Below are 14,082 nucleotides of genomic sequence, written 5' to 3'. Positions count from 1 at the left end.
CTACCTTTCCCGGCCGGACATGGCCTCCGGCGCGGCATCCGGCCCGGCCGCCGTCCCGCGTGCGCCGTCGGCCGGCTCGGCGAGGCGCGCACGCGCCGCGAGCTGCGCCAGCGCCTCGTCCGTCGGACGTGCAACCCGCGCCTGCAACCCGGCCAGCGACGCCGCCACCGAGGCCTGCGCGCGCGCCGCCAGTTCGCGACGGTCGCCCGCCGCGTCGATCGGTTCGCCGACATACAGGTGCGCCACCAGCGGTCCGCCGCCCAACACCCGGTCCAGCGACTCGCCCAGCGAGATCTCGCCGACATACGCCGGCGCGACCGACTGCCGGCCATGCGCATCCTCGTACATCAGGCACACCGGCTGCACCGGGCACCCGGCCGATACCGCCGCCTGGAACAGGTTCGAATGGAACGGCAGCAGCCCGAGCCCGTCCGACGTCGTCCCTTCCGGAAATACGCACATCAGCTCGCCGCCGTTCAAGCGATCGGCCAGCTCGTGCATGATCCGCTTCGCCTCGCTGCGCTTCTCGCGCTGGATGAACACCGTGCCGAGCTTCTCGGCGAGCCAACCGACCACCGGCCACTGCCGCACCTCGGCCTTCGACACGAACGGCGTCGGCCGCCACGCGTTGATCACGTAGATATCGATCCACGAGACATGATTGCCGACCACCAGCGCCCGCGCGTCGAGACGCGCGCCGTCGTTGTGCACGACGAGCCGCATCCCGCACAGCCGCAGCATCTGCTCGGTCCAGCGCCGCGTGATCTCCTGCTGCCGCTCGGGCGTCACGCGTCCGAAGCACAGCGCCGCGATCGCCATGCCCCGCAGCAGATGGAGAACGAGACGCGCCTTGCGCAAGGCTCTCATGACTCGCGATCCGCTCAGTGGCGCTCGAACGCCACCTGCCCCGCGACGAGCGTCGCGCGCACCCGCGCGGGCAGCTCGTAGCCGAGGAACGGCGTGTTGTGGCCCTGGCTCTTCAGCGCGCGCGGCTCGACGCGCCAGTGCGCGCGCGGATCGAACACGCACAGATCGGCCGCACAGCCCTCCGCGATGCGCCCGGCCGGCAGCTTCAGCACGTCGGCGGGCGCCGCGCTGATCCGGTTCAGCGCACGCGCGAGCGGCACGCCCGCTTCGTCCGCCCACTTCACGGTCAGCGACAGCAGCAGCTCGAGGCCCGTCGCGCCCGGCGTCGCCTCGGCGAACGGCAGCAGCTTCTCGTCGTCGTCGACCGGCGTGTGATCGGAGCAGATCGCATCGATCGTGCCGTCCGCGACCGCGGCGCGAATCGCTTCGCGGTCGCGCTCGCCGCGCAGCGGCGGATCGAGACGGAACTGCGCGTCGAAATAGCCGATGTCGACATCGATCAGATGCAAGTGGTTCGCGCTCACGTCGCACGTCACGGCCAATCCTTCCGCCTTCGCCTCGCGCACCAGCGCGATGCCCGCGGCCGACGACAGCCGCGCGACGTGCACGCGCGCGCCCGTCACGCGCATCAGCTCGAACAGGGTATGCAGCGCGATCGTCTCGGCGGACACCGGCACGCCGGACAGCCCGAGCCGCGACGCAAGCGGCCCGCTCGCCGCGACACCGCCCTTCGCGAGGAAGGGATCGAGCGGCCGCAGCCAGACGGTGTGGCCGTAGGTGCTCGCATATTGCAGCGCGCGCAGCAAAACCTGCGTATCGACGATCGGCTCGTTCGCCTGCGTGAAACCGACGCAGCCCGACTCGGTAAGCGCGACCATCTCGGTGATCACCTGGCCCTTCAGGCCGACCGTCAGCGCGCCGAGCGGATACACGTGCGCCTGGTGCAGATTGCGCGCGCGGAACTTGAGCATCTCGACGAGGCCCGGCTCGTCGAGCACGGGATCGGTGTCGGGCGGGCACACGAGGCTCGTCACGCCGCCCGCGACGGCCGCGGCCATCTCGGACGCGAGCGTCGCCCGATGCTCGTTGCCGGGCTCGCGCAGCCGCGCGGACAGGTCGACGAAACCCGGCGCGACGATCATGCCGGTCGCATCGAGCGTCTTCGCCGCATGGAAATCGGCCGGCGCCGCACCGATCGCCGCGACCTTGCCGGCGGCGACGAACACGTCGGCCCGCCGCTCCGTGCCCGCGACCGGATCGATCAGCGTGCCGCCTTTGATATGAATCTTCATGCGCTGCCTGTTGATTCGTTGAATTCGTTGAGTTCGATGAAAAGCCGCGGCGAAAGCGCGCGTCAGTCGCTGGTGCCCGCGACGAGGCCCATCACCGCCATCCGCACCGCGATGCCGAACGTCACCTGGTTCAGGATCACCGATTGCGGACCGTCGGCCACCTGCGAGTCGATCTCGACGCCGCGGTTCATCGGCCCCGGGTGCATCACGATCGCATCGGGCGCGGCGAGCGCGAGGCGCTCCGGCGTCAGCCCCCAGCTCTTGAAGTATTCCTGCGCGGAAGGCAGCAGCGCGCCGCTCATCCGCTCGTTCTGCAGACGCAGCATGATGATCACGTCGACGCCCTTCAAGCCTTCGTCGAGATTGTGGAACACCCGCACGCCCATCTGTTCGAGCCCGCCCGGCAGCAGCGTGCGCGGACCGATCGCGCGCACTTCCGGCACGCCGAGCGTCGTCAGCGCGTGGATGTCGGAGCGCGCGACGCGCGAGTGCAGGATGTCGCCGACGATCGCGACGCGCAGCTTCGTGAAGTCGCGCTTGTAATGCCGGATCGTATACATGTCGAGCAGGCCCTGCGTCGGGTGCGCATGCCGGCCGTCGCCCGCGTTGATCACGTGCACGTGCGGCGCGCAATGCTCGGCGATCAGGTACGGCGCGCCGCTCGACGCATGGCGCACGACGAACAGGTCGGCATGCATCGCCGAGAGGTTGTTGATCGTGTCGAGCAGCGACTCGCCCTTGCTGGTCGACGACGCATTGATGTTCAGGTTGATGACGTCGGCCGACAGGCGCTTCGCGGCGATCTCGAAGGTCGTGCGGGTGCGCGTCGAATTCTCGAAGAACAGGTTGAACACCGATTTGCCGCGCAGCAGCGGCACTTTCTTCACTTCGCGGTCGGTCACGCTGACGAACTGCTCGGCGGTGTCGAGGATCTGGTTGACGATCGCGCGCGGCAGGCCCTCGATCGACAGCAGATGTTTCAGCTCGCCGTTTTTCGTGAGCTGCGGGTTGCCCTTCAGGAAGCCGTAGCGAAAACGCTCGGCGGGCGCGGCCGCGACGGCGTTGCCGATGCGGCCGGAGATGTCGGTGGTCATGGTGTGCGTGATTCCAACGTGTTGCTGATCGAAGCCCGGGCGCATCCGCGCCGCGGCGATCCGGGTTCGGCGCGTGCGCTCAAGCGCCGGACGCCTCGGTGCGAAGCGTGAAATGCGCATCGTCCGTGCGCGCCAGTACGAGCGTCGCGCCGGCCGGCACGTCGAGCGTGCCGCCGACGAAGCGCGCGGCGACCGGCAGTTCGCGGCCGCCTCGGTCGGCGAGCACCGCCAGCTCGACCGCGGCCGGACGGCCGTAGTCGTACAGCTCGTTCAGCGCGGCCCGCACCGTGCGGCCGGTATACAGCACGTCGTCGACGAGCACGATCCGGCGCCCGTCGACGTCGAACGGCAGGGACGTCGGGCTGGCCTGGCTGTGCAGCCCCTTCTTCGCGTAGTCGTCGCGGTGCAGGGCGACATTGACGACGCCGAAGCCGGGCGCCCGCAGGTCGCGCGCGAGGCGCTCGGCGAGCCACGCGCCGCCGCTGTGAATGCCCGCGAGCACGGGGCCCGCCGGATCGGCGAACGAGGCGTCGCCGTGGGCGCCGCGAATCTGGTCGAGCAAGACGCGATAAAGCGCCTCGGCATCAATGAAGCTCATGATGATCGGGCAATTGGTCGAAGTATTGTTGAAGGATGACGCGCGCGGCTTCCGCATCGACCAGGCCGACGCGCTCGCCCCGCGCTCGCAGGTCGGCTTTCGCTTCGACCGACGAATAGCGCTCGTCGACCCAGCTCACGGGCAGATCGAAGCGGCCGTTCAACTGATTGCCGAAGCGCTTCGCCTGCTGGGTCATCTCATGCGGCGTGCCGTCCGGATGCAGCGGCAGGCCGACCACGAGGGCATCGGGCTTCCATTCGGCGATCAGATCGCCGACCGCCTTGAAACGGTGCGCCCGGTTCAGATTGGGGACGATCACGAGCGCGCGCGCCAGACGCGTCAGCGTATTGCCGACCGCGACGCCGATGCGCTTTTCGCCGTAATCGAACGCGAGGAGCGTCGCATCGCGCGAGCCCGCCGCACTCATGCGTGCCCTGCCTCGCCGGAAAGCATCGACGAACTGACGCCGAGCAGACCGAGCGCGGCTTCGAAGCGTTCATCCGCCGGCGTGTCGAACACGATCTTCGGATCGGCCTCGACCGTCAGCCAGCCGTTCTTCGAGATTTCCTCCTCGAGCTGGCCCGCTCCCCAGCCCGCGTGGCCGAGCGTCAGCAGGAAGCGCTTCGGACCGGTGCCCGTGGCGACCGCTTCGAGCACGTCCTTCGACGTCGTCATCTCGAGCCCGCCTTCGACGCTCATCGACGAATTGTACGAACTGCCCTCGACCGGCTCGTGCAGCACGAAACCGCGCTCGGTCTGCACCGGGCCGCCGAAATAAACAGGGATATGCAACAGCGGTTCGATCTCGAGCTTCAGGTCGATGCGGTTGAACAGCGATTCGAGATCGATATCGGTAGGACGATTGATGACGAGGCCGAGCGCCCCGCGCTCGCTGTGATCGCACAGATAGACCACCGTTCCCGAGAACGTCGGATCGGCCATGTTCGGCATGGCGATCAGGAACTGGTTGGTGAGATTAATGCGATCGGAACTCTTTGGCATGGTTTGAATTTTAGCAAAGACCTCGCGGCGTGACCGATGTCGCGATTCGCGGCTTCACGGCGCCGCGCGGGTCAAAATGGCGGATCACGCTGCACTCTATCACGCGTTCGGCGCAGATCGTCGCGGGTTCGGCCGGCGAGCGGGCACCCCCCGGGAAAACACAAAAACGCTCCGCATCGCCGCTGCCGCGCGCGCCGCGCCAAGCGGGATTCATGCCGGTTGCGCCGCATGGGCGAGCAGGTCCGCGAGCGCCCAGCAGGCGGTCGACAGGTCGGACGGCGCGACTCCCGCCGCGATCTTGTGCAGCGCCGCGCGCAGCGCCTCCGCGGCCTGCGTGAGCACCGCCGCGCCGTCTTCGCTCGGCGGCCCGGCATGCGCGCTGCGCCGCCACGCGAGCCCCAGCGCGTCGGCCAGCAGCGCCATCTGGCCCAGCCCGAGCGCGCAGGCCGCCGCACCGATGCGGTACGCCGCGTCGGCCGCCTGCAGCGCCGCGCCGGCATCGGCCGAGCGAACGTCGCGCGACAGGTCGGTCATCGACGCATCGGCGGTCTGCAGGAAATCCTCGTACGCATGCTCGTTCACGGTGACGACACCTAGCTCGCGGGTCGGCGCGGATCGTACCGCATCGCGTTCCGCCCGCGCCGCGCCGGCTTCCCACAGCACTTCCGACGCCTGCGTCGCCGCCACGTGCCAATCCACCGTCAGCCCGTAGTCGCGCAGCAGATCGACATCGTCGACATCCTCCGCCGCCGCGCCATACAGCGCGTAATCGCACCACAACAGCGCGAGGGTCTCCCTGACCAGTACGGGCGGCGGCGCGGCGAGGCCGCGCGACTGCTCGCCCAGCAGCACGTTGCAGCGCGCGAGAAAGCGTTTGAATTCCACGCCGCCGCTCATGCGCAGCGTACGCGCACAAGCGCCGGCCAGCCGCCAGAAATCGTACGGATGCGGGCCGGCCAGCTCCGCGATGCAGGCGGCGATCTCGTCGAGCGCCGCGCCGGGCGGCGACTGCGGCGCGCGCAGCACGCCGAGCAATGCCTGCTCGAAACGGGCGCGCACGTGGGCGAACGCATGAGGCGGCAGCGGGTGCAGGACGGTGGGCGGCACCGGCCGGCCGGCCAGGGCCAGCACGTCGCGCGGCGTATCGGCCCGCAAATCGCGTGCGAACTGGGTAAGGAGCGCGCGGTAGTGATCGAAGAGCGTGGGCGAACAGGCCAGCTCGCGCAGGTTGTGCCGCTCGACGGCCATCCGGAAATCGCGCAGCGCCGCCCCGAACGCGACAGGCGACGGATCGGCCGCCGCCAGCGGCGCGGCCTGCGACAACGCGACCGCGAAACGCTGCGCGGCCAGCCAGCCGGCATCACGCAGCGCAGCAGCAGCAGCCGCGAGCGGCGCGGCAGGATCGGCGCGCCGCTCGAACAGGCGCTGCGCGTCGTGCAACGCGGACTCGGCCGCCCGCACCGCACCGCCTCGCGGATTAGGCAACGCCTCGAGGACCGGAATCGCGGTGGGATCAGGATTCATGGGCACCTGCGTCAGCACGAGCAAATGAAGCGGCGCCGCGGCCGGCGCCTGGGCCCGGCGGACGACGCACCGCATGAACGCCGCCGGCGCACCTCGAACGGCGGCGCCGGCGCGGGACGGTCAGATCTGCACCATCTCGAAGTCTTCTTTGCGCGCGCCGCACTCAGGGCATGTCCAATTGATGGGAACGTCTTCCCAGCGTGTGCCCGGGGCAATGCCCTCTTCCGGCAAGCCTGCCTCTTCGTCGTAAATCCAACCGCAGATCAGGCACATCCAGCTTGTATATTCCATCTTAAGCCGCGTAGGGACAGTCCGTTGATTTGAGAGCCATGATGGTACCGTGTCGGGGCCGGACTGCCTAGCGATCCGCCTCTAGCCGGGCGGCTTCGTTGCGGTGCGATAAAAAAACCCGGTCGATCCGTCAAATTCAGCCGCATAATGCCTAGCAGCACGCACATTCGTGGTGCGTTCCGCACTTCCGTTTTTTCTTTCCCCATTTTTTCCATGTCCAGCAACGCCCCTCCGATCGTCCTCTCCTTCGGCCTGTCCGATCCCACTGGCGGCTCCGGCCTCCAAGCCGATCTGATGACGCTGGCGAGCATGGGTTGTCACGGCGTTTCCGTCCTGACGGGCTATACCGTGCGCGACTCCGCCGCCTGCGACGAAGTCACCGGGCTCGACCCCGACACCGTCGCCGCGCAAGCCCGCATGCTGCTCGAGGACATGCCCGTGGCCGCCTTCAAGATCGGCGCCGCGACCCGCGCCGAAGTGGTGAGCGCGATCGCGGAAGTCGTGGCCGACTACGACGGCGTGCCGCTCGTGCTCGCCCCCGACTTCACGCTCGACGATGAGCACGTGCTCGCGGCGGACGATCTGCGCGAGTCGATCGCCGATCTGCTCGCTCCGCAGACCACCCTGCTCGTGGCCGATCACGCGACCCTGATCGCGCTCGCGCAGCCCGACGGCGACGCCGAGGCGCCGAATCTCGACGCCGCGATCTCGCATCTGCTGTCGCAGGGTTGCGAGTACATCCTTGCGACCGAAACCGGCACGCACCGGCTCGTCAACACGCTGTACAGCGAAGACGGCCAGATCCGGCAAGACCTGTGGGAACGGACGCCGCACCGGCTGATGGGCATCACCGATACGCTCGGCTCGGCCATCGCGGCGCTGCTCGCCAACGGCCAGGAGCCGCCCGAAGCGGTGCGCGAGGCGCAGGAGTATCTGTACCAGGCGGCGCGCGACGCGTTCCGGCCGGGCATGGGCGCGTATCTGCCCGATCGTCTCTTCTGGGCGCGCAGCAACGACGACGAGGCACCCGTCACACCGGCAAGCGCCGGCGCGGCGGCCAGCGCGGCTCGCCGGCACTAGTCGCGCCCCGTTCGAAACGGCGCCTGTTTTGCGCCCAACAAAAAACCCGCATCGCTGCGGGTTTTTTGTTGGGAGAACGCGCGTTGCCGCGCGCTCCTCAATGCAGTCGGCGCAATGCCGATTACATATCCATGCCCATGCCGCCCATGCCGCCCGGCATACCGCCCGGCATCGGAGCATCTTCCTTCGGCAGTTCGGCAACGGCTGCGTCCGTCGTCAGCAGCAGGCCCGCGACCGATGCCGCGTTCTGCAGCGCCGTGCGCGTCACCTTGGTCGGGTCGACCACGCCGGCTTCCACCAGGTCGCCGTACTCGCCCGTTGCCGCGTTGTAGCCGTAGTTGCCCTTGCCTGCCGCAACCGCCGCCACCACGACGCTCGCTTCTTCGCCGCCGTTCGTGACGATCTGACGCAGCGGCTCTTCCATCGCGCGCAGCACGATCTTGATGCCGGCGTTCTGATCGGCGTTGATGCCCGTCAGGCCCGCGATCGCGGTGCGAGCGCGGATCAGCGCGACGCCGCCGCCGGCCACGATGCCTTCTTCCACAGCTGCGCGCGTTGCGTGCAGTGCGTCTTCGACACGTGCCTTCTTTTCCTTCATTTCGACTTCGGTCGCAGCGCCGACCTTGATCACCGCCACGCCGCCGGCCAGCTTGGCCACGCGCTCTTGCAGCTTTTCACGGTCGTAGTCCGACGTCGCTTCCTCGATCTGCGCGCGCACTTGCTTCACGCGTGCTTCGATGTTCACGGCTTCGCCTGCGCCGTCGATGATCGTCGTGTTTTCCTTGCCCACTTCGATGCGCTTCGCCTGGCCCAGTTCGGCCAGCGTTGCCTTCTCGAGCGTCAGGCCGGTTTCTTCCGCCACCACCTGGCCGCCCGTCAGGATCGCGATGTCTTCCAGCATCGCCTTGCGACGATCGCCGAAGCCAGGCGCCTTGACCGCAACGGTCTTCAGGATGCCGCGGATGTTGTTCACCACCAGCGTCGCGAGCGCTTCGCCTTCGACGTCTTCGGCGATGATCAGCAGCGGACGGCCAGCCTTCGCGACTTGCTCGAGCACCGGCAGCAGATCACGGATGTTCGACACCTTCTTGTCGTGCAGCAGCACGAACGGGTTGTCGAGCACGGCGACTTGCTTGTCCGGGTTGTTGATGAAGTACGGCGACAGGTAGCCGCGGTCGAATTGCATGCCTTCGACGACGTCCAGCTCGTCGGCCAGCGACTTGCCGTCTTCGACGGTGATCACGCCTTCCTTGCCGACCTTGTCCATCGCCTCAGCGATGCGATCGCCGATCGACGAATCGCTGTTCGCCGAGATCGAGCCGACCTGAGCGATTTCCTTGTTCGTCGTGCAGGGCTTGCTGATCTTCTTCAGCTCTTCCACCGCAGCGGCCACGGCCTTGTCGATGCCGCGCTTCAGGTCCATCGGGTTCATGCCCGATGCGACGTACTTCATGCCTTCGCGAACGATCGATTGCGCGAGGACGGTTGCCGTCGTCGTGCCGTCGCCGGCGTTGTCGCTGGTCTTGGAAGCCACTTCCTTGACCATCTGCGCGCCCATGTTCTGGAGCTTGTCCTTCAGCTCGATTTCCTTCGCGACCGACACGCCGTCCTTCGTGACCGTCGGGCCGCCGAAGCTGCGCTCGAGCACCACGTTGCGGCCCTTCGGGCCCAGCGTGACCTTCACCGCGTTGGCGAGAATGTTCACGCCTTCGACCATCTTCGCGCGGGCGGAATCGCCAAATACAACGTCTTTAGCTGCCATCTTCTAACTCCTTGAATACTTTGGGAATGTAGAGCGTTAGTGAACGCTTACTTGGCGTTGACCACGGCCATGATGTCTTCTTCGCGCATCACGAGCAGTTCGTTGCCGTCGACCTTGACGGTCTGACCGGCGTACTTGCCGAACAGGACGCGATCACCGACCTTCACGTCGAGGGCGATCTGGGCGCCCTTGTCGTCGCGCTTGCCCGGACCGACTGCCAGGATTTCGCCTTGATCCGGCTTTTCAGCAGCGGCTTCGGGGATCACGATGCCCGAGGCGGTCTTGGTTTCCTGATCCAGACGCTTGACGATCACGCGATCGTGCAAAGGACGAAGGTTCATTACTCACTCCTCTCTTGATTGAGACTGAAGAACGCTGAGGGAATCTGCCGGGCCGGAAAGCCCGACAGAGAATTGTTAGCACTCTCGTGCAGCGAGTGCTAATTATATGGATGGGTTTTGACAAATTCAAGAACCGACCCGGGTTCTCCCCGAGGACGGCCGGATATCGCTCAACGCCCCGCCCGGTGGGCTTTCCGCCGATTTCGGCATGCCCGCGCGCCGACACGGAAAGTGTAACAGTTTCAGGGGTCTGATCCGATGAACCGGCTTTTACCCACCCCGCCGCCTCAGGACAGCGTGCAGACGAGCTTCGCGATCTGCCCGTCCCACGCGAACTGCGTCTCGGCCGCATGGATCCGGCGGCGCGCCGCCGCGGAGCGGTCGGCCGCCAGCGCGAGCGCCTCCCGGTGGATCTCCGGGCTCTGCGCCTCGAGCGCCGCGAGCCGCTGCGCGTTCGCGCGCACGGCAGTGTCCGGAAACAGTTTCTCGCACACGCGCGACAAGCCGATCATCTGCGCGGCGGGGTCCTGGCCGGGATCCGGACTGTCGGCCGGCGCCGGCGACGCGCGTTGTTCCGCCGCGGGCAGGCGGCGGCGCGCGGCGTCCGCGACGGCCGCCGCGTAATCCGCCGCCTGCGCGCCGGCCGGCACGACCTCGGGCTGCTTCACGACTATCTGGCTGGCGGTGGTGATGAAATCGTTTTCGCACGCACGGCGATCATCAGCGGGGCCTTTCGCGCAATAGTCGACGGCCTTCGCATGAATCAGTGCCGCCTGCAGCGCCAGTGGCGCGTCGGCGGCGGACGCCGCGCGGCTTGCCTGCACACACAGCATGCAGACGGCGGACAACAGCAGGGTTCGGGTGAAATCGGTCATCGGCTCGGCAAGCGGGGCGGACCGGCGCGAGCGGCGCGCATCGCGCGGACGTATCGGGGCGGGCCGCCGGATGAAGAAGGGACGGCCGACGATGGTACCAATCCGTGCGCGCCGCCCACAAGCCCGCGGCTCCGCCTCGAATACACCGCGCCCCGGGTCACTCCCGAGCCCGGCATGTCCCGATTGGCGACTACACTACGAAGAAGGATCCGGCACGCTCCGGTCCCTGCCGGGAGATGCCGCCATGAATCGGCCGCTGGTTCGGATTCCGCTTCGTTCGCTCGGTGCCGCCTCGATCTGGAGGCGGGTCGCCTGGCTGCTGGTCGCGCTCGTCGCGATCGGGCTCATCATCGTCGCCCGGCTGTGTCAGGTCGAGATCGAAACCTCGCGGCTGCAGGCCCGCTATCTGTCCGAGTACGCCCGCGATCTCGCGTATCGCGTCGACAGCGGCCCGAGCGATCGCATCCGGTTCCCGACGGACGGCCCCTACGATCTGCGTCTCGGCTACGCGGCGCTGCCCGGCTTTCGGCAGCGTCTGCTCGAACACGGTTTCGTCGTGACGTCGCAGGCGCGTCAGTCCGAGCGGATGCTGTCGCTCGCCGACTACGGCCTGTTTCCCCCTTACGACGAGAAAGACCAGACGGGCCTGACGCTGCGCGACGATACCGGCGCGCCGCTGTTCGCCGCGCGCTACCCGCAGCGCATCTATCCCGGCTTCGACGCGATCCCGCCCGTCATCGTCGCGTCATTGCTGTTCATCGAGGACCGTTCGCTGCTCGACGCCGGCGAACCGAACCGCAATCCGGCACTCGACTGGGGCCGCTTCGGCCGCGCGCTGGCCGACCAGGGCGCGCGTCTGATCAATCATCATCAGGCAACGCCGGGCGGCAGCACGCTCGCGACGCAGATGGAAAAATTCCGGCACTCGCCGGACGGCCGCACCGCGACGCCGCCCGAGAAGCTCCGCCAGATCGCGTCCGCGTCGCTGCAGGCCTATCTGAACGGCCCGCAGACGATGCCCGCGCGGCGGGCGATCGTCGTGCACTACCTGAACGCGGTCCCGCTCGCGGCCCGCCCGCCTATCGGCGAAGTGATCGGCATCGGCGACGGTCTGGCCGCGTGGTACGGGCGCGATTTCGGCGACGTCAACCGCGTGCTCGCCGCGCCGGCGTCCGCCGCCAATCTCGCCGAGCAGGCGCTGACCTTCCGCCAGGTCCTGTCGCTGCTGATCGCGCAGCGCGCGCCATCGTATTTCCTGCACGGCGGCTATCCGGCCCTGCAGCGGCTGACCGACAGCTATCTGCGCCTGCTCGCGAGCGGCGGCGTGATCTCGCCGGCGCTGCGCGACGCGGCGCTCGACGCGCATCTCGCGCTGAGCCGCGCGCCGGCGCCCGAGCCGGCGGCGTCCTTCGTCGAACGCAAAGCCGTCACGTCGGCGCGTTCGCACCTGCTCGGCGCGCTCGGCCTGCCCGGCTTCTATCAGCTCGACCGGCTCGATCTCGATGCCACCGATACGCTCGACAACGCGGTTCAGCAGGCGGTGGCCGCGCGCCTCGCGAACCTTTCGACGCGCGCGGGCGCGCAGGCGGCCGGCCTGTACGGCTTCGAGATGCTGCGCCCGGCGGACGATCCGTCGAAGATCACCTACAGCTTCACCCTGTACGAGCGCCGCGGCGGCGCGAATCTGCTGCGGGTGCAGACCGACAGCGTGGACGAACCGTTCGACATCAATCAGGGCGCGCGGCTCAATCTCGGGTCGACCGCGAAGCTGCGGACCATCGTCACCTACCTGCAGATCGTGTCCGCCCTGCACGCGCGCTACGCGTCGCTGTCCGCCGCGGAGCTGGCCCGCGTCGAACCCGATCCGTCCGACGGACTGACGCTCTGGGCGCTCACGTATCTCGCGCACGCGCCGGATCGCGCGCTGCCGCCGATGCTCGACGCGGCCATCGAGCGCAAGTACTCGGCGGGCGCGGGCGAGACGTTCCGCACGGGCGGTGGCGAACAGGCATTCACCAACTTCGACAAGTCCGACAACGGCCGGATCCTGACCGTGCATTCGGCGTTCACGCATTCGGTCAATCTCGTGTTCGTGCGCTTGATGCGCGACATCGTCCACTACGAAATGATCGAGACCGCCGGGCCGTCCTCGACGTGGCTCGACGATCCCGTCGAACGGTCGCGCTATCTGCGTCGCTTCGTGGATCAGGAAAGCCGCGTCTACGTGAAGCGCTTTTACACGCGCTACGCCGGCATGCCCGCCGACGACGCGCTGGCCGCGCTGCTGCGCACGGTGCGCAAATCCCCGCCCAAGATCGCGACGGTCCTGCGCAGCGTCGCGCCGGACGCGCCGCTCGACTGGTTCGATGCACGCATGCGCGCCGCGCTGAAGGGCACGCCGGCGGCCGCGCTGCCGGACGACGCGCTGGCCGCGCTGTACGCAAAGTACGCCGTCGATCGCTTCAGCCTGAACGATCGCGGCTATATCGCCAGCGTGCACCCGCTGGCGCTGTGGACGCTGGCCTACCTCCGCCGGCATCCGGACGCCTCGCTCGACCAGCTCCAGGACGCGAGCCGGGACGTGCGCACGAGCACCTATGCCTGGCTCTACCGAACCCGCTACCACGCGACCCAGGATCGCCGGATTCGGCGCATGGTCGAGCTGCGCGCGTACGACACGATCGGCAAATCGTGGCAAGCGCTCGGCTACCCGTTCGCGAATCTCACGCCATCGCTCGCCGCCGCGATCGGCGCATCGGGCGATCAGCCAGACGCGCTCGCGCGATTGATCGGCATGATCGCGAACGGCGGCGAAGCACGGCCGACGGAAAGCATCACACAGCTCGCCTTCGCGACGGGCACCCCCTACGAGACGCACTTCGCCCGCGCGCCCGCGGCCCCGCAGACGATGCTCTCCCCGCAGATCGTCGCCGTCGTGCGGCGGATGCTGCGGGACGTCGTGCTCGACGGCACCGCCAAACGGCTGGCGCAAGGGCTGACGCTCCCCGACGGCCGGACCTTCGACATCTACGGTAAAACCGGCACCGGCGACCAGCGCTTCAATGTGTACGCATCCGGCGCGCGTCTCATCGAATCCCGCAAGGTCAACCGCAGCGCGACCTTCGTGTTCGCGATCGGCACGCGTTTCTTCGGCGTCCTGACCGCCTATGCGCACGAGCCTTACGCTGCCCGCTACGACTTCACGAGCGCGATGTCGGTGCAGTTGCTGAGATCGCTCGCTCCCCAGCTGCAGCCGCTGTTCGACGCGCCGCCTGAAGCGGCACGGCCCGCGCGTCACGCCTGATCCGGCACGGCGCGCACCGGCTGCCGGATCGACCGGCGCATACACGCACGCC

Annotated in this window: 13 protein-coding genes; 2 read left to right on the top strand and 11 right to left on the bottom strand. The window is 68.2% G+C overall.

All coding sequences use genetic code 11. The annotated features are described in order from the left end of the window. The 8 genes from RZR99_RS03500 to RZR99_RS03465 all read right to left on the bottom strand — a co-directional run bounded on the left by RZR99_RS03500 (window position 1) and on the right by RZR99_RS03465 (window position 6,668). On the bottom strand, window positions 1–867 hold the full coding sequence (locus RZR99_RS03500) for a lysophospholipid acyltransferase family protein (RefSeq protein ID WP_323118358.1): 867 nt from the start codon (window positions 865–867) through the stop codon (window positions 1–3). A gap of 14 nt (window positions 868–881) precedes the next feature. Beyond that, window positions 882–2,159, bottom strand: coding sequence for a dihydroorotase (locus tag RZR99_RS03495; protein WP_323118357.1), 1,278 nt, complete (start codon window positions 2,157–2,159; stop codon window positions 882–884). A gap of 62 nt (window positions 2,160–2,221) precedes the next feature. Further along, entirely contained in the window at window positions 2,222–3,253 is a 1,032-nt protein-coding gene (locus RZR99_RS03490) for an aspartate carbamoyltransferase catalytic subunit (RefSeq protein WP_323118356.1), read from the bottom strand. A gap of 79 nt (window positions 3,254–3,332) precedes the next feature. After that, window positions 3,333–3,851 carry a bifunctional pyr operon transcriptional regulator/uracil phosphoribosyltransferase PyrR gene (gene pyrR / locus RZR99_RS03485; RefSeq protein ID WP_323118355.1) on the bottom strand — a complete coding sequence of 173 codons (519 nt, stop codon included), beginning with the start codon at window positions 3,849–3,851 and terminating at the stop codon, window positions 3,333–3,335. Next, window positions 3,838–4,278, bottom strand: coding sequence for a Holliday junction resolvase RuvX (gene ruvX, locus RZR99_RS03480; RefSeq protein WP_323118354.1), 441 nt, complete (start codon window positions 4,276–4,278; stop codon window positions 3,838–3,840). Before ruvX ends, pyrR begins: the two co-directional genes overlap by 14 nt. After that, window positions 4,275–4,853: a YqgE/AlgH family protein gene (locus RZR99_RS03475; RefSeq protein WP_323118353.1), complete on the bottom strand. Its 579-nt coding sequence runs from the start codon at window positions 4,851–4,853 to the stop codon at window positions 4,275–4,277. Before RZR99_RS03475 ends, ruvX begins: the two co-directional genes overlap by 4 nt. A 210-nt stretch (window positions 4,854–5,063) precedes the next feature. Beyond that, complete coding sequence (locus RZR99_RS03470; protein ID WP_323118625.1) at window positions 5,064–6,314, bottom strand: hypothetical protein; 1,251 nt, start codon at window positions 6,312–6,314, stop codon at window positions 5,064–5,066. A 183-nt stretch (window positions 6,315–6,497) separates the two neighbouring features. Further along, the gene (locus tag RZR99_RS03465) at window positions 6,498–6,668 is read right to left on the bottom strand and encodes a rubredoxin (RefSeq protein ID WP_323118352.1); all 171 of its coding nucleotides are present in this window, start codon (window positions 6,666–6,668) and stop codon (window positions 6,498–6,500) included. A gap of 213 nt (window positions 6,669–6,881) precedes the next feature. Here RZR99_RS03465 and RZR99_RS03460 point away from each other — a divergent pair, with 213 nt between their 5' ends. Next, window positions 6,882–7,748 carry a hydroxymethylpyrimidine/phosphomethylpyrimidine kinase family protein gene (locus tag RZR99_RS03460; RefSeq protein ID WP_323118351.1) on the top strand — a complete coding sequence of 289 codons (867 nt, stop codon included), beginning with the start codon at window positions 6,882–6,884 and terminating at the stop codon, window positions 7,746–7,748. Between the two features lie 121 nt (window positions 7,749–7,869). Here RZR99_RS03460 and groL read toward each other — a convergent pair whose 3' ends face one another. The 3 genes from groL to RZR99_RS03445 form a co-directional block, all read right to left on the bottom strand. Next, on the bottom strand, window positions 7,870–9,510 hold the full coding sequence (groL, locus tag RZR99_RS03455; protein ID WP_274001461.1) for a chaperonin GroEL: 1,641 nt from the start codon (window positions 9,508–9,510) through the stop codon (window positions 7,870–7,872). A 47-nt stretch (window positions 9,511–9,557) separates the two neighbouring features. Further along, on the bottom strand, window positions 9,558–9,851 hold the full coding sequence (gene groES, locus RZR99_RS03450; RefSeq protein WP_323118350.1) for a co-chaperone GroES: 294 nt from the start codon (window positions 9,849–9,851) through the stop codon (window positions 9,558–9,560). A gap of 287 nt (window positions 9,852–10,138) precedes the next feature. Next, entirely contained in the window at window positions 10,139–10,726 is a 588-nt protein-coding gene (locus RZR99_RS03445; RefSeq protein WP_323118349.1) for a hypothetical protein, read from the bottom strand. A gap of 244 nt (window positions 10,727–10,970) precedes the next feature. On the opposite strand from RZR99_RS03445, the gene RZR99_RS03440 reads away from it, so the two are divergent. Then, a complete protein-coding gene (locus RZR99_RS03440; protein ID WP_323118348.1) occupies window positions 10,971–14,030 on the top strand; it encodes a transglycosylase domain-containing protein in 3,060 nt (1,019 codons plus the stop codon). Window positions 14,031–14,082: the final 52 nt, after the last annotated feature.

The organism is Burkholderia alba (assembly GCF_034721475.1).
In the GTDB taxonomy this organism is placed as follows: domain Bacteria; phylum Pseudomonadota; class Gammaproteobacteria; order Burkholderiales; family Burkholderiaceae; genus Burkholderia; species Burkholderia alba.
The sequence above is the reverse complement of the archived record's forward strand: the minus strand, read 5'-3'. Positions and strand labels throughout refer to the sequence as shown.